The organism is Paenibacillus sp. FSL H8-0282 (assembly GCF_037963825.1).
Classification (GTDB): domain Bacteria; phylum Bacillota; class Bacilli; order Paenibacillales; family Paenibacillaceae; genus Paenibacillus_AQ; species Paenibacillus_AQ odorifer.
The window spans coordinates 2,470,487-2,494,797 of sequence record NZ_CP150146.1 but is presented as its reverse complement, the minus strand read 5'-3'; the positions used below and the strand labels follow the sequence as shown (position 1 = coordinate 2,494,797).

The following is a 24,311-nucleotide window of genomic DNA, read 5'->3' as shown; positions in this document are numbered from 1 at the left end:
AAAAGGCCGTCTCTGGTTGGTTTCTACCACACAGGACGGCCTTCTTCTATTTATTTCACAGCTACTGTTCCTTGTCTGAATTCCGAAGGGCTTAAACCTACATTTTTTTTGAACTGTTTGGAGAAATAATAAAGATCGCTAAAACCAAGATCATGGGCAATCTCACCGACAGAACTTTGCGTCCCCCTCAATAGCTCCTTGGCCTTAGTTATCTTTTTTCTGGTGATATACTGAATGGGTGGAACTCCGATTTGCTGTTTAAATAGCCTGATAAAATAGTTGGGATGCATGTACGCAATCTCGGCAAGCTCGTGTATGGTGATATTTCGCTCGATATGAGCGTCTATGTACGTTAATACTTTCGTTAATTTTTCGATCGAGCTCAGATTCTTAAAGGTGATTTCGTCTACATCTATGTTCATAATAAAATAAGAAAATAACTCCATTAACTTACTTTTGGCTAATAAATGAGCATACACCGCATCAGATTTCATATGACTCGTTAGGCTGCTGAATATCTCTTGGATTACATGAGGATCTACTTCTCTGCATACATGACTTAGCTCTAACATTTTGAATAGATTGATGTCTCCGACTTTTGCGCTGAAATGGCACCAATACTTCTCAAAGGGTTGATCACTTATGCAAGAATAAGATTGCTTAACTCCCTCAGGCATCAAAAAAAGCTGACCAGGCTTCGGATAATATTCTCGATCGCCAATCTTTAACCAACCCTCCCCATCGCAAATAAAATAAAATTTACTATAGTCAGGTGTGTAGTCAAGATCTTTCCAGTCACGGCCACAAAGATTGTAATCAGCCATAAATAAATCAACCTTTAAATTGGATAAATAATTTGTAAGCAAAACATGGTTATCCATCCCTTACTCCGCCTTATCAGGTTAGTTTTGTACATCTAAAAGTTAATGTCCTACATTTTGATTTCCACCTCTAATCACTACAATGAAGAAGAAATAAACGTTTGAAAGGATGATTGCAAAATGGTGGATAAAAGCAAATATTTAAAAGTAATCGAAGATACGATCGCAACTGGAAGATTCAAAGCCAATTGGGATTCACTAAGTCAATTTCAAGTGCCTACGTGGTATGAGAACGCTAAGTTTGGTATTTTCATTCATTGGGGTCTTTATTCTATTCCGGCTTTCGCCAATGAGTGGTATCCCCGAAATATGTATATCCAGGGTTCGCGGGAATATGAACATCATCTTGCTACTTATGGTGAGCATAAAACTTTTGGTTATAAAGACTTCATCCCCTTGTTCAAGGCTGAGCATTTCAATGCTGAGGAATGGGCCAGTCTCTTCAAATTATCTGGTGCCAAATACGTGATGCCTGTTGCAGAGCACCATGACGGCTTTCAAATGTATAAGAGCGCTTACTCCCACTATAACACATATGAGATGGGTCCTAAGCGGGATTTAGTCGGGGAAATGAAAGACGCTTTTGAGCAGCAGGGATTAGAGTTTTGTGTATCTTCCCATAGAGCTGAGCACTGGTTCTTCCTGTCTCATGGCAAGGAATTTGATTCCGATATCCATGAACCGCTTGTATGTGGAGATTTCTATTGGCCATCTATGCCCGAACCCGATCATCACGATTTATTCGGCTCCCCACCTAATCAAGAATTTCTGGAGGATTGGTTGATTCGCTGCTGCGAGCTGGTAGACAATTATCAGCCGAAAATCTTTTACTTTGACTGGTGGATTCATACAGCTGCCTTCAAACCCTATCTCAAAAAGTTCGCCGCTTACTATTACAATAAGGGAGAGGAATGGGGAACTCCGGTTGCAATCAATTATAAGCATGATGCCTTCATGTTTGGCTCAGCAATCCCAGATATTGAGAGAGGTCATTTCTCCGGGCTTAAACCTTATTTCTGGCAAACGGATACAGCAGTTGCTAAAAATTCATGGTGTTATACTCCGGAAAATGATTATAAATCTGCCGTAGAAATTATCAGAGATCTAATAGATATCGTAAGCAAAAACGGCAACTTGCTGCTGAATATAGGTCCTAAAGCGGACGGCAGCATTCCAGCTCAGGATCAGGAGATTCTGCTTGGCATCGGAGAATGGCTAAAGGTGAATGGTGAAGCAATCTATGATACGACCTACTGGCGCACCTTCGGGGAAGGCCCTACGGAGATTGTTGAAGGTCAGTTTACAGATGGGATCACAAAAATTTTCACCAATGAAGATATTCGCTTTACGGTAAAAGGCAGTTATCTTTACGCTACTGTTCTTGTCTATCCAAACAACGGAATAGTGCAAATCAAATCCCTTAAAGAAAACTCTGCGCACTTCCATGGGATGATTAAACAGATCAAAATCTTAGGTTTTGAGGAACAACCTGCATGGGAAAGAACCGATGAAGCCTTGGTTATAAAAACGACCTCGGTTCGAAGTGAGACTCCGGTTGTTCTGCGGATTGAATTGGATTAGGGACACTTACAGAACTTCGCAACCTATAAAAAGAGTGTTCTTGCCCATCCAGCAGAGAACACTCTTTTATAGTTTTATAACCATCGTTTTATATTAAAAGTAGGGTACCCTGACGCTTATTGTCTTCATTCTAGTCCTATGAGGATATCTCGCGCGTAATTTGTTGGACTCCAAAATAATGCGACCATGAAGCGGATGCTCCGTGGGGATTTTTAGTTGTGCAGCAATGACTTCACTTAGCCCGTGGTTTCGGATGTCCGCTTGAAGCTGTAAGGCTTCTGGATCTTTTTCATGATCAAAATAAAGTGCAGAAGCAATAGCTGAGACTAAATGTGAAGTCTCAAAACCAAGTTCATGAGCAAGCATTGCCGGTTTTACGAGTCGATCATTAGGTGAAAGCTTGCGAAGCGGGGAGCGGGCGACACGTGTAATTTTATCGTTAAAGTTGGGGTTAGTGAATCGTTCCATCATCTTTTCTATATACCGGTCATGTTCTATGGGCTTGAAGCCATATAAATGCACCAATAAGGCCCCTGTTTCCTTAAGCACCCCGTGAACACGAACTCTGATTTCGGGATCAGACATCGCTTCTTGAATGCTAGTATAACCTTCCAGGTATCCAAAATAGGCTGCACTGCAATGACCTGTATTCACAGTATATAGCTTCCGTTCGAGGTATGGCGCCAGCGAATCCACATAATGGACGCCTTTAATTTCATTGTAATTACCAATCATTCCACTGCGGGGAATAACCCACTCACTGAAGGGTTCAACGAGGATTTCAAGTGAATCTGTATTTTTCTGCATAGGTACAATCCGGTCCACCATCGCATTGGGAAAAGCGACATTGCGGTCAGCAAGTTCCTTGAAGGATTGCTTCATATGCCGATAAACTGATTTTTTCAACTTCTGACTGCTTCCAATCCCATTCTCACAGGCAATGATATGAAGAGGGTTGAGATTTCTGCTATTTTCAAGCCTTCGTTCGATGCCCTGCGCAATGGTCTCAGCAATATCTTTTAAAGCGGATATTCCGACGGCAGTTGTCACAATTTCAGCTTCTGCTATAGCTCTAGTAACGTCCTCAGTATCATTCAGATTGATTGCAGTAACATTATCAACAATAAAGCTGTCCCGGTTCTTGTTAGCTAGGGTGACAGGATATTGCCCACGTTTTTGCAATTGGGCAATTTTACTCTTATTTCTTCCGACGAAACAAACATTATAACCGGAGTCCGACAACATAGGCCCAATAAAACCTCTGCCAATATTACCTGCTCCAAAATGTACGGCTCTCAATTTGGTATCCCCCTTTAATTTGAACTTAGTTTCTCGGTTTCTCTATACGAAGCAACGTTGAGTAACTACATGATCAAATTCAAGAAGACTTAGATTATCAATTTTATGGTGCTGCTTATCGAATTCAAGAAAATTAGTAATTTCGTTAGGCGTCACAATGCAACGGATGCCAGCTGCTGCCGCTGCCTTAGATCCATTCGGTGAATCCTCGATAGCAACCGCCTCATCAGCTGTGATTCCAAGACAAGCTAACGTTTGGTTATATAGCTCGGGATCTGGTTTCACTTTTGCCACATGGTCGGCAGTCCGAACACATTCGAAATACTCGCGAATACCCAATTGATTCAGATATTTTTCCACCCATTCCAGGGAAGAACTTGAGGCCAGCCCTACGCGCAGTCCAGCTGCTTTGGCGGAATCAAGATAATGCTGAATGCCTGGTCGTATTGTTTCAAGCTCCATAAGTTTACTGTGTCTCTGTTTAACAGCCTTACTGAACTCTTCTTTGTCAATCGCTAGCTTAAGATCAGTCATTAAATATTCATAAGGATTAAAACTGTTCAAGCTCGTGCCGATGCAGGTGGAATATTGTTCAAGCGTCAGATCCACTCCATATTCTGCATAAGCCTCGTTAAATGCGGTGTACCAAGCAGTCTCCGTGTCGATAATCGTTCCGTCAAAATCAAAAATAATTCCTTTGATCACAATCAACCATCTCCCTCGTATTATGTTTGGTTAGAATATCTTACGCAAAACCTTCTGCATATTCTACAAAAAGCTATTTCGGCTTGCGTTTGACTATAAAAACCATAACAAAGCCCTTCTACTGACGTCAAGGACGGTAGATAACATGCCACGTAATGATAACGATTACAATCGATGTGGACAAACCTGGATTTTTGCATCACCTGAACATCTAAATACATAACAGTAATCAGATTCAAAAAAACACCACAATCCTATGTGCTTCAAGGGATTCCTTCTGCCAAGTTTGTTATCAAGACAAGCTCCCTCTCTTTCTCTCGATTGCTGTTATTTAGAGTATTTTTCCAAGCAGCTAAAAATAATTCAAAATAATTTTAAACACATCCTTTTTACTTGATTGTACAAATCAAATTACGGGGTTATTTTTTGTCCATTGAGTAAAAAGAGGCTTTAATTTATGATATATTTTAATCGAGAATGATTATCATTATTGGTGGTCGTTACATATAATAGGGAGGCAATAAGATATGAACAAGGTACGACAGTCCTTCGCTGTGGTATGTGTACTATTTTTGCTGAGTACATTGCTACTGGCGTGCGGAAACTCAAAGGAACAATCCTCTGCCAATAGTACGGTGAACAAAACCGGGAACTCTTCCGCTGCAACCGCGGTACCTTCAGCAGAACCCTCAGATAGCAGTACAGATGAAGCAGCAGCGACTACCCGCTCCTATACAGATTACATAGGGCATACTGTAGAGATTCCGGTGAATCCGCAGCGAATTATCTATTCTGGAGAAACTTATGGCGATTTGCTCGCACTTGGTGTGCAGGCGGTAGGTTATCCTCTTTCTATGGGTGAAGGCCAGGTTTTTGAAGATCAATTACAAGGTGTGGAGGATGTAGGCTTCCCTATCAATCTGGAAAAAACATTGGAGCTTCAGCCTGACCTGATCATCTATGCGGGCACAGATGAAGCTGATTTCGAACAGCTCTCCAAAATTGCACCCACTATAATATTTGATACCTTTGCCCCACTCCAGGAACGTATGCTGGACATTGGTGGAATTGTTGGGAAAACGACTGAAGCAGAAGCATGGCTTGCGCAGTATAAAACCGCTGAAGAGAACATGTGGAAGCAATTGAAATCCGCAGGCATGAAAGAGGGCGAAACGGCTGCGGTCTTCACTTATTATCCAGGAGACAGACTGTTTATAATGGCAGCAACCGGACTTTCACAGGTACTCTATGGGGAGAATGGCTTCAAGGCAACTCCAGCTATTCAGAAGATCCTTGATGAAGGTAAAGGGTTCCAGGAAGTATCCATGGAAGTCCTGAAAGAATATGCCGGAGACCGGATATTCCTCTTGACTCCAGTGGCAGAAGAAGCAAAACAATCCACAGAGAATCTATTAAAGAGCCCTATCTGGAAGAGCCTTCCTGCCGTCAAGAACGGATATGTCTATACACAAGACATCATGAAGACTTCAAGTGATGCGACAACAAGAGAATGGCTGCTTGGCGAAATTCCACAGCTATTAAATATGAAATAACCTTCTGTGATGAAGAGTTTAACACAAGGCTGATAAAAAACTGCAAGAAGCATGTCAACAGCTGTTGATATGCTTCTTTTTTTTATATACAATGAATTCATTGATAATCATTCTCACCAAATGAACGGAGGCTGAACCCATGCTGCATACATCATCGTCCTGCCCCCCACTCCACTCTCTGCTATTTCAGCTAAACGAGGCCGAACTGATGATTCAAGCTGCCGATTCAAGCTCTATAACGCGTACAACCCAGGACTATACCCTTCTCATATTTACTGGAGGGAACGGACAATTGAACCTCGATGATCAAAGCGTGATACTAAGTATGGATAAATGTTATCTACTATCTCCTGGAATCTCCTATAGTACGAACAACCAGGAGCTGACGTTGTATTATTACCTCATCACCTTTACAGCAATCTATACAACCGAGCATCCTAAACGATATTCTGGAGAGCTACTTTCCGGCAGACGGGAGTTAATTGTGCACCCGTTCACCAAGGTAATCCGACTAGTCGAAGACCTGCTCATGAACAGGAATAACACCGATGATGTACAACAATTCAAGCGACAATTAAAATTCCAAGAATTGCTGCTGCTACTTTTTGAGCATAATTACCCTTCCAAACACCTGCCAAGTCCTACGGAATCCGTAGAAAAGACCATAACATTCATTCAGGAGCATTATACAGAGAGTATCACCGTGAAGCAGTTAGCTGAACTGGCGGGAATATCAATCTGGCAATATACACCGATCTTTCAGCAGCTTACGGGTAAAAAGCCGCTTGAATACCTGACGGATCTGCGTATTAATCATTCCAAACGATTCCTGCAGGAATCGACTGAACCACTGCGGGAAATCGCCAGACTGGTCGGCTTCTCGGACGAATACTATTTCAGCCGCCGCTTTCGGCAAAAAACCGGAGTTACACCCGGACAATATGCACATCAGCAAAGTCGTAAGCTTACCGTCAAGGATTGGACGGGTCATGAGGTGGAGATTCCAGAGCGAGCGAAACGTATTGTCTATCATGGCGAAACACTTGGCGACCTTCTCGCGTTAGGCGTAAAGCCTATCGGTGGAGATGAAGCGTTCGCCCGGAACAGCGTCTATAAACATCGGCTTAAGAAGCTCGCCAACGTCGGGTTTCCACTGGACCCGCAGTTGACCGCTTCCCTAAACCCAGATTTGATCATTTTGGCAAATAGTGATGAAAGAGCCTACAGAGCAGTTTCTGGTATCGCTCCGACACTCACCTTTGATTCATTTGCGCCTCTCGACAACCGAATGCGGACATTAGGCAGTTGGCTAGGTAAACAGCGCGAAGCCGAAGCATGGCTGGAGTCATTCACAATCAAAAACGCTGCCATGTGGCAGCAGCTTTACACGACAACCCTTCAAGTTGGAGAAACCGCCTCTGCTTTGGTCTATGATCATGGAGATCGTCTATATGCTATGGGAATGTCCGGATTCTCCACTGCGCTTTATGCCCCATGTGGTTTACAACCGACCGAAGAGATCCAGGCCATATTGGACGAAGAGTTAGGGTTCGCCGAAGTTGATCCAACGCGACTGCCTGCCTACGCCGGAGATCATATCTTCATGCTCATTCCGGAACGCAAAGACTCGCGAGCTGCGATGGAACGATTACTAGACAGTTCACTTTGGAACAATCTCCCGGCAGTACGTCAGGGACATGTTTATCTGCTCGACGGAAGCAAATGGAACTCTAGTGATGCGTTAACCCGGGAGAAGCTGCTAACGCTGTTGCCTAAACTACTCGGCGGAAGTAGCGCTAGCAATTAAAGGTGAATCTAGGATTCTCTTTTGACTTTTCAAAACTTCATAGGGTATACTTTATCTACGCTTAATTTTCAACTTTTACAGTTGAAAAGCGGGGGAACCAGTTAATTGGGGCGAATCATTGAGCATTAGAATGTAGGGTACCATCTTACCCGAGTCCGTCAGCTAACCTCGTCAGCAGTGGATGGGTCTGCTTTTCATGTTATTTACATAACCAGAGACCCTTGCTAAGGGTCTCTTTTTGTGCTTTTTTTGGACCCTGCTGGCAGTAGATTGGCCTTTGACACTAAGGCTCCCTCATTTCTCACACTACGAGACAAAGGAGAGATGTACGTGCAAAAGGTAAAGTACTTCACGGATATTAACAAAATAGCTATGTTGTCTGAGCTGGAAAAAGAGAATCTGAAAGAAATTACGGACAAGTTTGTTTTTCGTGTAAATGACTACTATCTGTCTTTAATTAACTGGGATGATCCAAATGATCCCATCCGTAAGCTGGTTATTCCTAACGAAGGTGAACTGCTGGAGTATGGGCGCTGGGACGCCTCCGATGAGGACACGAATTATGTGGTACCTGGTTGTCAGCACAAGTATAGAACAACTGCACTACTGATTGTATCCGAGGTCTGCGGGGCTTATTGCCGCTACTGTTTCCGTAAGCGTCTGTTCCGAAATGACGTGAAAGAGGCGATGGCTGATGTCTCTCCGGGCTTGGAGTATATCGCAAATAATCCGGAGATTAACAACGTACTTCTTACGGGCGGGGACAGTTTAATTCTCTCCACACCGAAGCTAAGATCCATTATTGAAAATCTAAGAAGCATTGAGCATGTTAAGATCATTAGACTGGGTTCCAAAATTCCCGTATTTAATCCGATGCGGATCTCTGAAGACGAAGAGCTGCTGGAGCTGATTCGTACTTACTCTACCGAAGACAAACGAATCTATGTTATGGCGCACATCAATCATCCTCGTGAAATCACACCTGAAGCCAAAAAAGCATTTAAAGCTCTCCACAACGCAGGGGTAATTGTCGTAAATCAGACCCCCATCCTCAAAGGCATCAACGATGATCCCGTTATTTTAGGGGAACTACTGGACCGGCTTTCATGGGCTGGCGTTACACCCTACTACTTCTTTGTGAACCGGCCCGTAGCCGGAAACCGAGATTTCGTATTACCGCTCGAGCAAGTCTATCAAATTGTAGAAGAAGCCAAAGCCAGAACCTCAGGACTTGGCAAAAGAGTACGCTTATCCATGAGCCACACCTCAGGAAAGATAGAAATTCTCGCCATTGATAACGGGAAAGCCTATCTCAAATACCATCAATCCAGAGATCAGGAATACGGAAAATTTATGATTCTAGATTGTCCAAAGGACGCCGAATGGTTCGATGACCTGCCTGGGAATGAGCAATATTGGACCCCACCTGTGAAAAAAAACGATGCTATTATTTCTGTTAATGATTTATCAGGCGAGCCTGCGGATTTAATCTGTAAATAGATTAATCAGCTCTGTCAGACTCTGTCATAGGATATTTCTTCATCACCAACAACAAAACTCCTCCCGCCCAAAATTAGCCCGAAAAAATCTATGATATAATCACGCTGTAACACGAAATGGACTAATGGGTGGGAATGCACACATGAAATTGGAACGATTGATTTCTATGATCTATAAACTATTGAACCACGAAGTTTTATCTGCCTCCAAGCTGGCTGAAGAGTTTCAGGTTTCCCAGCGAACAATCTATAGGGATATCGATGTGATTTGTGCCGCTGGCATCCCGGTCGTATCGTATCAGGGTACTAAAGGTGGATATGGCATCATGGACGGATATAAAATGGATAAAAGCCTGCTCCGTTCGTATGATGTCACTTCTCTGATTACTGTACTTAACAGTCTTTCTTCCGTGTTTGAAGATGAGCATACGCAAGGAACCATTGAACGGCTGCAAACGATTGGAACGGAGCCACAGACCTCTAGTCTCGCGGTGGATCTTGAAACCCGGCGTACGGATCCTGACGCACTTCCTCTTTTACGTGCGGCTATTGCGGAACGAAATGTTGTCCGTTTTGATTACATCAGTGTAAAAAATGAACGTACAACCCGTGAAATGGAACCAGTAAAGCTTCATTTTAAATATAGCAACTGGTACATCTATGGTTATTGCCGGGCTCGGCAGGACTATCGGGAGTTCCGACTTTCCCGGATGCTGAATTTGTTCCTGACGCAGGATACCTTTCATTCGCAACATGAGGTACCCAAAGAGGCCGGCTGTTCAAACAGGGCAGATCAGGTGGAGGAAATAGTGATCCGGGTAGGCCCTGAGGCTTTGGCAGAAGCTTTGGATCAGTTTCATCAAGTCGACAAGGAATTTCATTCCGATAAAAGCATGACGATGCGAATTCCTGTGTATAAGCCATTGGAAGCACGTTGGCTTTGGTCCATTCTGCTGAGTTTTGGCAGCGGCGCCGAAGTCCTCGAACCCCCTGCATTGCGAGGTATTTTAAAAGAGCAGCTTCAAAACACACTCAAACTTTATGAAGAAGTATGACAGTCTGATGTCATACTTCTTCTTTTATATTAACTACAGTAACAAAAAACAAATCCATGACCATTCAAAAGGAGAATGTACGAATGACAAATTATCCAGTAGAAATGTTTAAATACCACACTTGGGCAAACCAAACTATCCTGGGAAGAATCAAGGAACTCCCGCCTTCTGTGCTAAGTCAAGAAGTGAACAGCTCATTTCCCACCATCGCTCATGCCCTTAGCCATATCTATGCGGTTGATACGATGTGGTATCTTGTATTAACAGGCACTGCCATGCCAGAGGCTTTTCAACAAAGTATCCCGCTAAATTTGAGCATTCTAGATTCTGTAGATGAATACGTAAATATCTTTGCCCAGCTATCGGAACAATACAAAGCATGGTTACACAACCAATCCGATTTGGAGCAAACTATTGTGCTTGACAATCCATTCGCCGGAATCCGCCAAACACGCCAATCAGAAATTGTGTTGCAAGTCGCCAATCACGGGACTTATCATAGAGGCAATGTATCTACTATGTTACGGCAGTTAGGCCATGCTTCCACCATGAATGACTATGCTCTTTTTTGGTATCAGGTTCCTGCGGAAGCAAATTAATCTCGGATGGGCAAGACGCTCCACTCCATACCTAGAAAGGAAATTGTATTTTAATTATGGAGATTAAAAATCTAATTACAGTGAAAACGAGAGAAGATTTAAGAGTTTGGCTGCAGGAGAATTGTAAGACTGAACAATCTTGTTGGGTACTCGTTAGTATGACGCCAAACCCAGAAACGTTGCTATATTTGGACGTAGTTGAGGAATGTTTGTGTTTTGGATGGATCGATGGAGTGAAAAAGAAAATTTCGGAAACGGAGCTGGCGCAAAGACTCTCTCCCCGAAGCAACAAAAGCTCTTGGACTGAATTGAATAAAGAGCGTGTTCGCCGCCTCGAAAAGCTGGGGTTAATGAGTGCTGAAGGAAAACGGATACTTCCTGATATGAACCCTGATTCTTTTATAGTAGATAAGATTATAGAGCAACGGCTAAAAGAGGACAGGCAAGTATATGAGAATTTCACGGCCTTTCCAGCCCTTTATAAAAGAGTTCGGATCGACACGATCCAAAGCAATAAACATCAGCCAGATTTATTTAAGAGTAAATTAGACAAATTCATAGCAAACACTAAAGAAAATAAAATGTACGGGCAATGGCATGATAATGGACGTCTGCTAGATTATTAAGCTGCGCTAGATGCATGATCTCCTGCTGTGGCTTTCGGACCCCAATGACGCTATTTACTAATTAATCGCCTTTTCAGCAACTTATCGGACCCCAGTGCAGCTATTCCTTAGAAACAGGCTCTTATACGGTGATTTTTCCGCCAATAGGAGCTATGCGGTCCGATAATACTCCAAATGGCGGATTTTCCTGCATTTAAGGTGTGCTGGGTCCGATACCGCTGAAGTATGGTCATTCGCTGGACTCCTGAGTCCGATACCGCCAAGTATGATCATTCGCTGATCTGCTGAGTCCGATACCGCCAAGTATGATCATTCGCTGGACTCCTGAGTCCGATACCGCCAAGTATGATCATTTGCTCGGTCTATTGCTACTGCTACTGCTACTGCTACTGCTACCATGATCTCCTGCTGAGGCTTTCGGACTCCAATGACGCTATTTACTAATTAATCGCCTTTTCAGCAACTTATCGGACCCCAGTGCAGCTATTCCTTAGAAACAGGCTCTTATACGGTGATTTTTCCGCCATTAGGAGCTATGTGGTCCGATAATACTCCAAATGACGGATTTTCCTGCATATAAGGTCTGCTGAGTCCGATACGCCGAAGAATGATCATTCGCTGGACTCCTGAGTCCGACACCGCCGAAGTATGATCATTCGCCGGGTCTACTGCTACTGCTACTGCTACCATGATCTCCTGCTGAGGCTTTCGGACTCCAATGACGCTATTTACTAATTTATCGCCTTTTCAGCAACTCATCGGACTCCAGCGCAGCTATTTCTTAGAATCAGGCTCTTATACGGTGATTTATCCGCCATTAGGAGCTATGCGGTCCGATAATACTCCAAATGGCGGATTTTCCTGCTTACAACGTCTGCTGAGTCCGATACGCCGAAGAATGATCATTCGCTGGGTCTACCGCTACCGCTACTACTGCTACTGCTACTGCTACCGATACCATGATCTTCTGCTGAGGCTTTCGGACTCCAATGACGCTATTTACTAATTAATCGCCTTTTCAGCAACTTATCGGACCCCAGTGCAGCTACTCCTTAGAAATGGGCTCTTATACAGTGATTTTTCCGCCAATAAGAGCTATGCGGTCCGATAATACTCCAAATGGCGGATTTTCCTGCATTTAAGGTCCGCTGGGTCCGATACCGCTGAAGCATAGTCTTTCGCTGGGTCTACCGCTACTGCTACTGCTACCATGATCTCCTACTGAGGCTTTCGGACTCCAATGACGCTATTTACTAATTTATCGCCTTTTCTGCAACTCATCGGACTCCAGTGCAGCTATTCCTTAGAAACTGGCTCTTATAAGGCGTTTTTTTCGCCAATAGGAGCTATGCGGTCCGATAATACTCCAAATGGCGGATTTTCCTGCATTTAAGGTGTGCTGGGTCCGATACCGCTGAAGTATGATCATTCGCTGGACTCCTGAGTCCGATACCGCCAAGTATAATCATTCGCTGGGTCTACTGCTACTGCTACTGCTACTGATACTGCTGCTACTACTGCTACTGCTACTGCTACTGCTACTGCTGCTGCTACTGCTGCTGCTGCTGCTACTACTACTACTACTACTACTACTACTACTACTACTACTACTACTGCTACTGCTACTGCTACTGCTACTGCTACTGCTACTGATACTATGATCTCCTGCTGAGGCTTTCGGACTCCAATGACGCTATTTACTAATTTATCGCCTTTTCAGCAACTCATCGGACTCCAGCGCAGCTATTTCTTAGAATCAGGCTCTTATAGGGTGATTTTTTCGCCATTAGGAGCTATGCGGTCCGATAATACTCCAAATGGCGGATTTTCCTGCTTATAAGGTCTGCTGAGTCCGATACGCCGAAGAATGATCATTCGCTGGACTCCTGAGTCCGATACGCCGAAGAATGATCATTCGCTGGTCTGCTGAGTCCCATACCGCCGAAGCATAGTCTTTCGCTGTCTGATGCTACCGTATCCTAATCATCTGCGGATCAAACACCATTGACTCATGATCATCTGTTATACCCAAAGTGCTAAGTACGCGCGAATGAGATTGGTTCAGACGTTCAGGCAAAGTTTAGAGTTGAGAGCAGAGGTTTGGTTTAAGTTCAAAAAAAGAGAGGTGCCCCAGCCATTTTCATGGCTTTGGGCACCTCTTTTATTAAGTTACAGCCCTTCAGCCAGAATCCGTTTCAGGAACATCCCTGTGTAGGATTCCTGTACTTCAGCAACCTGCTCCGGTGTACCTTCAGCTACAAGCTTACCGCCCACAACGCCACCTTCAGGGCCAATATCAATCACCCAGTCGGACTCCCGAATCAGCTCTAAGCTGTGCTCCACAACTACGACAGTATTTCCCGTATCAACCAATTTGCTCAATAAGGTATGGAGCTGCTTGATGTCTGACGGATGAAGGCCTGTTGTTGGTTCGTCAAGCAGATAGAGCGTATGGTTTTTGGAAGGTTTGCTCAGCTCTTTAGCCAGTCTAATCCGTTGCCCTTCACCACCGGATAAGGTTTTGACAGATTGTCCCCATTTAAGGTAACCGAGACCCACCTCACACAATGTCTCGATAATCCCCGCCATTTTGGCTTCTGATTTGAGAATCGGCAAGCTTTCCTGTACGGACATGTCCAGCAGATCCGAGATGGAATATCCATCATATTTCACCTGGAGAACCTCATCCGTAAATCTTCTCCCCTTGCATGCGTGGCATTTAACCTCCAGATCGGGTAAGAAATTCATGTCTACAGTCAGCACCCCAAGACCCTGACAGGTTTCGCAGCGTCCACCCGGTGTGTTAAAGGAAAAATGCTTGGAGGTCAGTTTTCTTTTTTTCGCCTCCGGCAAAGCAGCAAACAGCTGGCGCAGATGTGTGAATACATCTGTATACGTCGCTACATTAGAACGCAGCATTCTACCCATGGGCGATTGGTCAAAGATCACTATATTTCCAACCTGATCTAAGCCCGCAATCTCCGCACAGCCTATTTGCTCATGTCCTTTCGTACTGCCTTGCGCAAGAATATCAAAGACTAGGGTCGACTTGCCTGAACCCGAAACTCCAGTTACAGAGACCAGACAACCTAGAGGTAAAGAAACTTCCGGGATATCAATATTCCGGTACTGTGCCTGTCGGATGGTGATTTGTTTTCCGTCACCTTTCCGGCGAACGTATGCAGCAGTCTTATTACGCTCTTCTCTAAGATAGGCTCCCGTAACAGAAGTCTCGCTTGCCATCAAATCCTCAATGCTGCCCTCGCCAACAACTTGCCCTCCGTCCAGACCAGCACCCGGACCCATATCAATAATATGATCGGCAGCGCGCATCATCTCAATATCATGCTCGATAACGAGCACCGTATTACCCAAATCGCGCAGCTCCTGAAGCACACGAACGAGGCCAACAGTATCCCGCGGATGAAGCCCGGTCGTCGGTTCATCTAGAATGTATAACACTCCAGTCAGACCTGACCCCAGCAATGAGGCAAGGCGCAGCCGCTGTGCCTCTCCACCAGAGAGGGAGACCGTCTGACGGTTCATGGAAAGATAACCAAGACCAACATCGATAATCCGTTTTAGTCGGGTAGGCATATCGTGAAGGATGGGTTCAAGCAGATGAAGTCCCTCGTTTGGCAAAGTCGCCTCCAAGCCTTTAGTCCACTCGTAAACATCGCTTAATGGCCAATCCGATACCTCCGTAATCGATGCGCCAGCTACCCGAACGAGACGAACTTCTTTTTTTAGGCGAGTGCCAAGGCATTCTGGGCATTGCTGCTCATGAAAAAATCCGCCGTCTTTTTCCTGTGTACCAGCTTCTCCTTCCTTCTCCTTGTATCGCCGCCACAAACCAGGAATGACGCCTTCAAATTTGGTGCCTTGAATCGGCTTAACATTGGGAAAATGGCGCTTAAACGCCTCACTTTCCACTCCGTAATATAACAAGTCGCGCTGAATTTCGCCGTAATCTTTTAAGGGCTGATCCGGGTCAAACTCAAAGCCAAAATGCTTGCCAGCAGCCACTAATATACGCATCTGTATATCACGATGAACACCATTCAGCGAGGCCACCCCACCCTCACGCATACTAAGCTCTGGATTAAACACCGCCGCTTCATTTATAGTTGCCACAGATCCAACACCACCGCAGGCTTCACAAGCTCCCTCCGGTTTATTAAAAGAAAAGTGGGACATGCCCAGCTTCTCAAGCTCAGCTCCGCAATGCGGACAACCCATAGTTTGACCATCCATTTCCTCGTCTTCCTCGATCAGCAATCCCCTCGCTTCAAAAGAAGGTGGAATGCTGCCACTACAGGAAGGGCAAACCCGCTCGCCTAATCTGGAAAAGATAAACCGGACAAACGTATAGATGTCGGTAACTGTCCCAACTGTCGAACGGGGATTACGATTGGTGACATGTTGTCCAACACTAATGGACGGAGACAGTCCAATAATAGATTCCACCTTTGGTTTGCTGATCGTATCTGACGTCATGCCCATGGAATCCAAATACTGTCTTTGGCATTCCCGCTGAAGTGTATCCATAGCTAACGTCGATTTTCCTGATCCCGAAGGTCCTGTCAGGACAACTAGCTTATACTTAGGAATCGTGAGCGAGACATTTTTCAGATTATTCTCTCTTGCACCTTTAATAACAATAGTCTCTTTCACATCTATTCCCCTCTCAATTCAACCCACTGGTTCGTAGTTATATCTTCTATCCATATGGTTGCCCAAAGTTGTTGGATTGCAATTATTTTGCAAAACATTTCTAATTTCGATAGAATGTATTTGATAAATCACAAAATTTTCGAATAACTTTATAATCTAATATCTTGACTATCAAGATATAATTATTTTAAAAGGAGCGTTATCTTTTGTCAAGCCACGAACAACCTACACCAGAGCAGGAACAATTCACCTTGCTTATGCGCAGTTTGGGAAACCGAACGGTATTGTACCAACAAAATGTAGCCGCCTCACTTGGGTTATACAATAATGATTTCTTATCTATAGATATTCTACGGGAGAAAGGTCCGATCACTGCCGGAGAACTGTCTAAATTAACGGGTCTGACCACAGGCAGTGTTACGGCATTAATAGACCGGCTCGAAAAAAATGGCTATGTCCGCAGACAAAATGACCCGAATGACCGCCGTAAAGTGATTATTGTGCCATTATATGAGAATAAAGATGATGTCATTAATACGTACCAACCGCTCCATACCGCCATGGTTAAGCTCGCAGCTTCTTATACGGATGAAGAGCTCGCCCTTATTTCGCAGTTTTTAGGCCAAGCAAGTGCAGTTCTGGAAGAGCAGATTGATCAGCTTAGATCCACTGCGCGCGGCAAATCTTCTTCCTAAGATACGCATTTATACAAAAAGGACGATATCCAAAAGTCATACGACTCTCTGGATACCGTCCTTTTTCATTTATTTTCTAATACCAATCGTTACAATTTCGCATGGACCGATCAGTAAGTCAAAGCTACCTTTCTCATCCCTAGAAACTGGGTGGCTCTCCTCTTCTAGAATCGTCGTTTTATAGAAATACTGCTGTGGAATAGACGAATGGAAGGCCAGGTTGGTGTTCTGCTGACTCATGTTGTACCAACGCATCAGTATATCTCCAGTCTGCTCGTTCATTTTTAGTGAAGAAAATGCGAGTTCCTTACTCTCCCAATCGAATGGAGTATACACCGGCGCAACCACACCTGCATGTACATCTGTCTGACATACAATCCACGGAACCTGGAATTGGTAAGCTTCAGCATAAGCACCAGAAGTTATACCCTCACCTGTGTGCGGGATTAGCTCCATACGAACAACGTGCTCTCCAAGACACTGCGCTTCTGGAGTAGGGAATAGCCCCCAGTCACCAAGTTCGCCAACAGAACGTAGCAGTGTAATCGCAATAGTGTTACGCCCATCTCGCAGCACTTCATATTCATTTAATCCAAAATTAGCGACGGTTAGACCCGCTTTCCCATCACTAATATCAACAAAGGCTTGCTGATGTTGCGTGTTACTCGGATTCTTCCATTCTGTGGCTGGTTCAATATTCCGCTCAGCAACCTCGAACATCGAATCTACACGATGCGTGGCAGCGTTCAAATCTGTTGGAAACAGTATACGAATCCGGTGATCTTTGGCCTGGTTATCTATTGTCGTTTCGATATGCAATCCCTTTCCGCCCCGCTCCAAGGTGATTACAGTACGAAGTTTTAGAATGACTGTGTCACTACTGCGCTGAGCTTTGCGCTCCGGATAGTAAACCAGTGCACGCTGCTCCTCATCCAGCTTATCATCTGCCGAGGCTGGAATCTCCCAGTTATGGTTAATTTCTATAGCGGCGCGAAACGATGTATTTTCCAGTACACAAATGTTAGCCTTCAGTCCTTTAGTCGTCAAAGCTTGTTCAGCCTCTGGCTGTTTGTACATATATTCATTGCCGATATCCCCGGTGTTTTCATATACGCCAAGATCGTTATAGGTCACTCCACTAGTTTTGTCACTTAGCATAAACGAACCATCATCATTAATGACTACCTTGATAACGTCATTTTCCAGCACCCGATCTCCATATAACAAAGATTCAGCGGCTATTGGCAGTTTTGCATCTGCTCGGCGAACCCAAGCATATGATCGAAGACCTAGCGCAGGAACTTCTACGGCTTCAAAGGTAAGTCTTACCCGGCGGCACATATACGGCTGACGGAACTTATCATCTGGCAAATCATAACCAAACTGAAGACCCAAGTCCTCCAGCTGGGAGGCAATGTTATTCCCTTGATCGTCTACTAACACACGACCGTGCAAGTCAATTCCAGTCATACGGCTAGCCGTTTCTTCCAGAGAGAATCCTTCTCGCAAATATAGACGCGCCACATCAAGTTCTACGCTCACAGTACCCGTGCGACTCCAACCCGTCATATTCATCGCTACTAATGGAAGCACATCTTCACCATATGTGGTAAACCCGGACGTATCCACAGCTTCTGCAATCACTCGTTTACTATCCTCAACAATGGTCTCTGCCACATGACGGCTTTTGTCAAAACGGGTGACCATCTCACGGTGTACCTCATCCACGCTGCATCCACAAATACTATCATGCGGATGATTCTGCATTAATGTCTTCCATGCATAGGTGAACAGATGATGGGGGTACTCTTTGCCCAGTAAATGTGCGAACGAAGCAAGTGGCTCGGCCAACTTTTCAAGCAAGATTTGCCCTTCCTGATTCCTCTGTTTCAAATAGACACGAGCAGACGCGGTATTCACTAACGTACCCCATCCATCGGTATGCTGGCTCCGCAGTTCGCCCTTTACAGTCGACAGATTGCTGCGATCCATTACACCCTCTACGGCCTTAAGGTAATCAGGAAAGTTCGAATGAATGAACTCCATATCTGGATACAACCGCTTCGCAGTTTCGATAGCCTCTGGCAAATCCAGTTGAGCCGGCTGATGATCACAACCATTCATGAACAGCAGCTCACCTGTAGAGGCAAACTTCCGCGCATCTGCCAGCTTTTTCTCCCAGAACACTTTGGCTTCTGCTTCATTTACAGGCACTTCGTTTCCGTTAGAATACCAATTGGCAAATAGGATGCCGAGCACTTTTGATCCATCAGGACCTTCCCAAATCAGCTCCGAGAATGAGGATTCGTAACCTCCATCCGACACCGTATTATTGAATCCAGTGGGCTTCACACCTCTTCCAAAAAAGGCATTATTGATGCCGGATTGCAGCATTAATTGTGGAGTCTGGCCGACTAGACCAAAGGTGTCCGGAAAATAACCGATTTTGGAGGGTTCCCCGTAACGCTTCGAATCCTGATGGCCAATCTGCATATTACGAACATTGGCCTCCCCACTAGTAAGGAACGCATCCTGCAAAATATACCAAGGTCCTATTAGAAGGCGACCTTCCGTAATATATTTCTGTAGCCGCTCTTGATTTTCTGGACGTACCTGAAGATAATCTTCCAGAATAATCGTCTGTCCATCCAGATAGAAACTCTTAAATTCGTTATCCTCATCCAACCGGTTCAGTAATTCATCAACCAGTTTCACTAAGCGTACATGATGCTTCTCATAGGGAAGATACCATTCCCGGTCCCAGTGTGTATGGGAAATGATATGGGCTGTCTGAGGGCTAATTGATTGTTTTGAGCTTTCCAAAGTGAAGACCTCCTTATATGCAATGCGTTCTATCTACCAAGTTGCTTAATGTAGAAGATGTGGATAATTGACATGAATCTCGACTTCCTGCGGGCGATAAACACCAAGCAAATCTCCTTTACTATCCGTGGCAAAAAGAACAGAACGTTCCTGTTCCAACACGAACGAATAAGTTCGGCCAGTGGCCGAATCCTTCACCTCGATCTTTGCATCCTGGGCATATTCCGACACGAAGGTAAAAAGTGCACCCGTAGCAAAGCTCAGTTTTCGTCCGTAGATACCCGCTAAGTCCCCACCACTAATCCATTCAAAATCACGTTCCACAAAAGCAGCATTAACCGCGTAGCGGTAAAGTGCAGCCGTAGTATCCCTACGCTCACTCAATTCAACTGGCAGTGGACTCCATAGGAGTCGACCCTTGCCCAGCGGAAGGTTCACGACAGTGTCTATAGTAGAACTCCCACCATTTTTTTGAATGATCGTTTCCTTCGTCACCTCAGCTATCCGGCGGTGGCCGAAAGAGACAGGCAGTACTTGACCTTGAAGCATAAGCACTTCTTCGCGGCGCACATTACGCAATTCGCGTTTGCCAAGAATATCACTCAACCGATCCGAAGAACGCCAGTAGGCATCAATGCTTAACGGTCCAGTGGCAAGCAATACCGCTCCTGTCTCTTCAACGATATGTAACAACCGTTCCATCGCTGCATCAGCGAAGTTATGCGCGCTTGGCAGTATAATCAGCTTCGCAGGGTTCTTCTCCAAATCATCTAGGTGGTATTCAGAAGCCCCCCGAAAAGACATCTTGAGCTCATAAGACAGAATGCGGGTAAGCTCTGTTGTAGACGCAAAAGCCAACTTTCGATTAGAGAAATCATTCGAATAAGGGAACACCACCGCAATCTCTTCCAATTTCCGATCACCAAATATATCACGGATACCTTCTATAAACTTCCCGAAATCATAAGATACGTCTGCCTCAGGCTTCTCGGTTCCATCCGCTCTCAGTGCTCCGATATGGGACTCATTCGCATTATCCATATAGAAATTCGTATTCCAGATCCAGTGAATAGCTCCCGCACCTGCCGTTCCAAAAGCGTAAGCATACTTGCGTTCCAGCAAATTCCGCAGCTCTTGTTCTGAACGTTTGGCTCGGCCATCTGGAGTTTCTACATACATGACGCCTGTCTCCTGAATTAGGTTTGGCTTATTGGGGGTTTTGGCAAAAATGCCATCCCATATCAAATAGTCGTTAAACCACCAGGAATGCACAGTAGTGTAATCTACCGCCTCCTCATAGAAAAATGGCGAAGGACGCTGTGCTCCAAGTCCCTCATCCTGGCCAACCGTAACCATCTGAGCTGGACATTGCTCCTTAATGGTGTCGTATAATTGCTTCACCCAACGGTTATGCATCTCCATAGAAAACAGACAATAATCCAACCAGCGTGTTCCCCTCTTGGCACTGTGCATATCTTGTACGTCGAAGTTCATCTCTCTTGCTTCAGGCAGCCCTGCCGATGCAAAGTCCGGAAGCTGTGCGGGTGTCATATTCCAACGTTCCTGTAGTACTTCAATTTCCACATGTCTATGTCGAAGCCATTCTATGAAAGCTTGTCGCTCAAAGCGATCATGGCATGAACTCGGGCCGTCCGAGAAAATACGGTCCGGATCAAACATCGACGGTTCATTAATAAGATCCCAGTCTACATTCGAAGAATCTTTATGACGAGATACAATAGACCGAATGAACCGCTTCTGAGCCTCCACACTTTGTGGGTCCAGATAAGGATTTACCCCACCCCACGTTTCCGGGGTGAAGGAGAAAAACGTGAACGTCACCTGAAGATCATGCTTTTTCGCCGTCATGATGAAGGCGTCGATCGCCCGCAATACTTCTTCCGAGACATGTCCATCGTCTTGCATCACATTGCGATAAGCTGTCCAGATCCCTGTACGGATCCAGTTAATCCCGGCCTTCCGCATCTGGCCCATATCACGATCCCAAACTCCGACGTTCGGCAGAAAAAGAAATTTTCGCGCCACATCACTCGCCATATAAGTCATGCCGACCACTGGTAGCGGACGCCCATCTTTTATAAAATAATCTCTGCCGCTCGTTACCGGATGGCCTGCTGCCAGCAGCTCAGGAGCATGACCCCAGAACCCTTGGCGCAGAATACGAACCTCACCATCACTGGCTTCTGCTTCACAGACAATCTGGTAGAGGCCCCTACTTATCTCCAGAGGAATGGGCAGACGCACCATGTTTAGTTCAGCATTCGCCTTCATTTCCAAACTCTGAGACCACTTCAAAGAGGTATCTGATTCATGCTCTACATAAATTGTGAAATTCCATGTATCTTCATTTCGCATAGAAGGTCTCACTCGTTCAAGCTGCTGAATCTGAAGGGTTAGGGAAGCACGTTCTCCTGATTCATAAGACGCGTAATTGGGCTTAACCCACATTTCCGTAACACCCTTGCTGCAGAAACGCGCCCAATTGGATATCGCGGAAGGACCTTTTTGCTCCCAAAAAGAAGCTGTTGCAGGTGTATTTACGAACAGCCAGCGTGAACCTGCATATAAACCAATCGTATTCTCCCAAAGAACCACTGGGGCAGCCGTTTCTCGACCCTCGGACGTAATTCCCTTTAAGAGCGGGTAAATCCTTGTGCTCATCGGACCTGCCGAGCCCATTTGATGTGGTAAATCACTCGACTTTGTCGTATGTGGCACGAGGTTCCATGTGTCTGCACTCGTTAGAAAAAGAGATTCTTGACCCTTAAGCAGAGGAATGACATCCAAGGCAAGCAATGAATGGTTGCGTGAGCATTCAACACGAAGTGCCTCATGAATATACAGTTCCTGATGATAGGAAGTCTGCTCCGCTTCCACATGCCATCGGCCATTTTCCCAACGAACAGGTTGTTTGAAGGGTGCGCCTCCAATGCTAATCAGCCCGCCTCCTCTTTGCAGGTATTCAAGAATGGCTATCCAGGCCGCTTTCGGGAAATAAGGGGCATGCAGATTGATGAAACAGCCGCCTTCCGTTTCGCATAGCGTTTGTGCAAGCTGATTCTCATTTACAATAGATCCGAACTCACTCATGGATGTAATCGCATCGCTAGGAATGGGACTGGAAATTGGAAAATCAGAATCATAAAATATGATGACAGGTCTGCTCGAGCTGGTCATAGTAGTCCTTCCTTCATCGTTTTATAGACAAGTTGGGAGAACAGGCTATTGGACCAGGCGAACCATTTTCTAGTGAACGTATTCGGATCATCAACATGGAATCCCTCATGCATAAAGCCAGTATCCGCATCTGTAGCTTCTAACATCGCAAGCATCTCCAGCTTTTCTTCCTTAGTTGAAGCCGTCAAACCTTGCATCGATAATGCCATATGCCAGATGTAGTCTTTGGGAGTATGCGGACTGCCGATTCCCTTCGCTGCGGTTCCTTCAAAATAAAAAGGATTCTCCTTGCTCAGAGCAAATCGTCTCGTATTCTGATAAATTTCATCCTCTGCGGTAACATAGCCGAGATAAGGAATCGACAGGAGTCCTGGTGTTCCCGCATCATCCATCAAGCAGTAGTTGCCATAACCATCGGTCTCGTAGGCGTAGATTGGACCGAATTTCGGATGACGATAAATACCATACAATTGAATTCCGTGATCAATCTCAGCTTCTAATGCTTTAAGCTGTTCCAGAAATTCATGATCACGGAATACCCATTCAGCGAATTCCTGCATATGACGTAATGCAACAACAGCGAACATATTCCCCGGGATGTTGTAATGAAAGTCGCATGCATCATCACTCGAGCGGAATCCCGACCAGACCATACCCGTGTAATTAACAGGCATACCTAGACCGTTATTACGCAGTGTATCTTCAGGAATCCCATTGTTACGCGTAAAGCGGTATGGAGATAATTCACTATGGCGCTGTTCAGTTTTGAACAGGTTGAATATTTTGAACATTGCTGCCTTAAATCCGGCGTCGAATATATCAGCCTTTCCGGTTTCTTTCCAATAGGCATAAGCCAGACGCATGGAAAAACAAAGAGAATCGATCTCGAATTTACGCTCCCACACCCAGGGGGACATTTCCGTAATATCGCTAGTGCTCCAATGCCAATCATTCGCTGTCTCATTAAACGCATTGGCGTACGGATCGATATGAATATACTCGATATGACGTTTAATTAACCCGCCAATAATCCGCCGAAGATCGGGATCTTTTTTAGCAAAGGGCACGTAGTGCATAACCTGCTCCACAGAGTCTCGCAACCAAGAAGCTGGGATATCTCCTGTAATTACAAACGTTGTCCCATCATCCATAAGCTTAGTCGTTGTCTCAAGCGTATTGGGAAAACAGTTCTTAAAAAGCTGCAACAGCTTTGGCCGATGAGCTAACTTCTCCTCTGCTTCGTTCAATACTTCTTGAACCGCTTGAGGAAGCGGCAGCTTCGGCATAGAGATGGCGGGAAGTCGGAATTGTTCCAT

General features: G+C 45.0%; 17 protein-coding genes and 1 riboswitch. Of the genes, 9 read left to right on the top strand and 8 right to left on the bottom strand.

Annotation, left to right across the window (positions count from 1 at the left end; translation table 11 throughout):
• Window positions 1–50 precede the first annotated feature (50 nt).
• The gene (locus tag NST94_RS10715; RefSeq protein ID WP_076130588.1) at window positions 51–881 is read right to left on the bottom strand and encodes an AraC family transcriptional regulator; all 831 of its coding nucleotides are present in this window, start codon (window positions 879–881) and stop codon (window positions 51–53) included.
• Between the two features lie 120 nt (window positions 882–1,001).
• On the opposite strand from NST94_RS10715, the gene NST94_RS10710 reads away from it, so the two are divergent.
• Complete coding sequence (locus NST94_RS10710; RefSeq protein WP_076130589.1) at window positions 1,002–2,462, top strand: alpha-L-fucosidase; 1,461 nt, start codon at window positions 1,002–1,004, stop codon at window positions 2,460–2,462.
• Window positions 2,463–2,555: 93 nt separating this feature from the next.
• On the opposite strand, the gene NST94_RS10705 is transcribed toward NST94_RS10710, so the two are convergent.
• Window positions 2,556–3,761, bottom strand: coding sequence for a mannitol-1-phosphate 5-dehydrogenase (locus NST94_RS10705; protein ID WP_339281953.1), 1,206 nt, complete (start codon window positions 3,759–3,761; stop codon window positions 2,556–2,558).
• A 42-nt stretch (window positions 3,762–3,803) separates the two neighbouring features.
• Window positions 3,804–4,466, bottom strand: coding sequence for an HAD family hydrolase (locus NST94_RS10700; protein ID WP_076130591.1), 663 nt, complete (start codon window positions 4,464–4,466; stop codon window positions 3,804–3,806).
• A 527-nt stretch (window positions 4,467–4,993) separates the two neighbouring features.
• Here NST94_RS10700 and NST94_RS10695 point away from each other — a divergent pair.
• The 6 genes from NST94_RS10695 (at window position 4,994) to NST94_RS10670 (ending at window position 11,605) form a co-directional block, all read left to right on the top strand.
• On the top strand, window positions 4,994–6,019 hold the full coding sequence (locus tag NST94_RS10695; protein ID WP_339281952.1) for an ABC transporter substrate-binding protein: 1,026 nt from the start codon (window positions 4,994–4,996) through the stop codon (window positions 6,017–6,019).
• A gap of 139 nt (window positions 6,020–6,158) precedes the next feature.
• Window positions 6,159–7,826 carry an AraC family transcriptional regulator gene (locus NST94_RS10690; protein ID WP_339281951.1) on the top strand — a complete coding sequence of 556 codons (1,668 nt, stop codon included), beginning with the start codon at window positions 6,159–6,161 and terminating at the stop codon, window positions 7,824–7,826.
• A 48-nt stretch (window positions 7,827–7,874) separates the two neighbouring features.
• A riboswitch (cyclic di-AMP (ydaO/yuaA leader) is annotated at window positions 7,875–8,016 on the top strand.
• A gap of 140 nt (window positions 8,017–8,156) precedes the next feature.
• Window positions 8,157–9,326: a KamA family radical SAM protein gene (locus tag NST94_RS10685; protein WP_339281950.1), complete on the top strand. Its 1,170-nt coding sequence runs from the start codon at window positions 8,157–8,159 to the stop codon at window positions 9,324–9,326.
• Window positions 9,327–9,468: 142 nt separating this feature from the next.
• Entirely contained in the window at window positions 9,469–10,380 is a 912-nt protein-coding gene (locus NST94_RS10680; protein ID WP_076193790.1) for a YafY family protein, read from the top strand.
• A gap of 83 nt (window positions 10,381–10,463) precedes the next feature.
• On the top strand, window positions 10,464–10,979 hold the full coding sequence (locus NST94_RS10675; protein ID WP_339281949.1) for a DinB family protein: 516 nt from the start codon (window positions 10,464–10,466) through the stop codon (window positions 10,977–10,979).
• A 56-nt stretch (window positions 10,980–11,035) separates the two neighbouring features.
• Entirely contained in the window at window positions 11,036–11,605 is a 570-nt protein-coding gene (locus NST94_RS10670; RefSeq protein ID WP_339281948.1) for a YdeI/OmpD-associated family protein, read from the top strand.
• Window positions 11,606–12,109: 504 nt separating this feature from the next.
• Here the strand turns inward: NST94_RS10670 and NST94_RS10665 are convergent.
• Window positions 12,110–12,295 carry a hypothetical protein gene (locus NST94_RS10665; RefSeq protein ID WP_339281947.1) on the bottom strand — a complete coding sequence of 62 codons (186 nt, stop codon included), beginning with the start codon at window positions 12,293–12,295 and terminating at the stop codon, window positions 12,110–12,112.
• 731 nt (window positions 12,296–13,026) lie between these two features.
• Between NST94_RS10665 and NST94_RS10660 the strand changes: the two genes are divergently transcribed.
• The gene (locus NST94_RS10660) at window positions 13,027–13,266 is read left to right on the top strand and encodes a hypothetical protein (protein ID WP_339281946.1); all 240 of its coding nucleotides are present in this window, start codon (window positions 13,027–13,029) and stop codon (window positions 13,264–13,266) included.
• Window positions 13,267–13,774: 508 nt separating this feature from the next.
• On the opposite strand, the gene uvrA is transcribed toward NST94_RS10660, so the two are convergent.
• Entirely contained in the window at window positions 13,775–16,279 is a 2,505-nt protein-coding gene (gene uvrA / locus NST94_RS10655; RefSeq protein ID WP_339281945.1) for an excinuclease ABC subunit UvrA, read from the bottom strand.
• 257 nt (window positions 16,280–16,536) lie between these two features.
• On the opposite strand from uvrA, the gene NST94_RS10650 reads away from it, so the two are divergent.
• On the top strand, window positions 16,537–16,974 hold the full coding sequence (locus NST94_RS10650) for a MarR family transcriptional regulator (protein ID WP_248548314.1): 438 nt from the start codon (window positions 16,537–16,539) through the stop codon (window positions 16,972–16,974).
• A gap of 69 nt (window positions 16,975–17,043) precedes the next feature.
• On the opposite strand, the gene NST94_RS10645 is transcribed toward NST94_RS10650, so the two are convergent.
• From NST94_RS10645 to NST94_RS10635, 3 genes are read right to left on the bottom strand one after another with little or no spacing between them, the layout of a single operon-like run.
• Entirely contained in the window at window positions 17,044–19,797 is a 2,754-nt protein-coding gene (locus NST94_RS10645) for an alpha-mannosidase (RefSeq protein ID WP_248547985.1), read from the bottom strand.
• A 45-nt stretch (window positions 19,798–19,842) separates the two neighbouring features.
• On the bottom strand, window positions 19,843–22,995 hold the full coding sequence (locus NST94_RS10640; RefSeq protein WP_339281944.1) for a beta-galactosidase: 3,153 nt from the start codon (window positions 22,993–22,995) through the stop codon (window positions 19,843–19,845).
• Window positions 22,992–24,311 carry a glycoside hydrolase family 125 protein gene (locus tag NST94_RS10635; protein ID WP_339281943.1) on the bottom strand — a complete coding sequence of 440 codons (1,320 nt, stop codon included), beginning with the start codon at window positions 24,309–24,311 and terminating at the stop codon, window positions 22,992–22,994. The genes NST94_RS10640 and NST94_RS10635 overlap by 4 nt, the downstream gene beginning before the upstream one ends.

Bases quoted from the DNA above. Each gene is read 5' to 3' on its own strand.
- NST94_RS10640 (WP_339281944.1), bottom strand. From the start codon at position 22,995: ATGACCAGCTCGAGCAGACCTGTCATCATATTTTATGATTCTGATTTT.
- NST94_RS10715 (WP_076130588.1), bottom strand. From the start codon at position 881: ATGGATAACCATGTTTTGCTTACAAATTATTTATCCAATTTAAAGGTT.
- NST94_RS10695 (WP_339281952.1), top strand. From the start codon at position 4,994: ATGAACAAGGTACGACAGTCCTTCGCTGTGGTATGTGTACTATTTTTG.
- NST94_RS10680 (WP_076193790.1), top strand. From the start codon at position 9,469: ATGAAATTGGAACGATTGATTTCTATGATCTATAAACTATTGAACCAC.
- NST94_RS10660 (WP_339281946.1), top strand. From the start codon at position 13,027: ATGATCATTCGCTGGACTCCTGAGTCCGATACCGCCAAGTATAATCAT.
- NST94_RS10690 (WP_339281951.1), top strand. From the start codon at position 6,159: ATGCTGCATACATCATCGTCCTGCCCCCCACTCCACTCTCTGCTATTT.
- NST94_RS10635 (WP_339281943.1), bottom strand. From the start codon at position 24,311: ATGGAACAATTCCGACTTCCCGCCATCTCTATGCCGAAGCTGCCGCTT.
- NST94_RS10675 (WP_339281949.1), top strand. From the start codon at position 10,464: ATGACAAATTATCCAGTAGAAATGTTTAAATACCACACTTGGGCAAAC.
- NST94_RS10710 (WP_076130589.1), top strand. From the start codon at position 1,002: ATGGTGGATAAAAGCAAATATTTAAAAGTAATCGAAGATACGATCGCA.
- NST94_RS10650 (WP_248548314.1), top strand. From the start codon at position 16,537: ATGCGCAGTTTGGGAAACCGAACGGTATTGTACCAACAAAATGTAGCC.
- NST94_RS10665 (WP_339281947.1), bottom strand. From the start codon at position 12,295: ATGGTAGCAGTAGCAGTAGCAGTAGACCCGGCGAATGATCATACTTCG.
- NST94_RS10670 (WP_339281948.1), top strand. From the start codon at position 11,036: ATGGAGATTAAAAATCTAATTACAGTGAAAACGAGAGAAGATTTAAGA.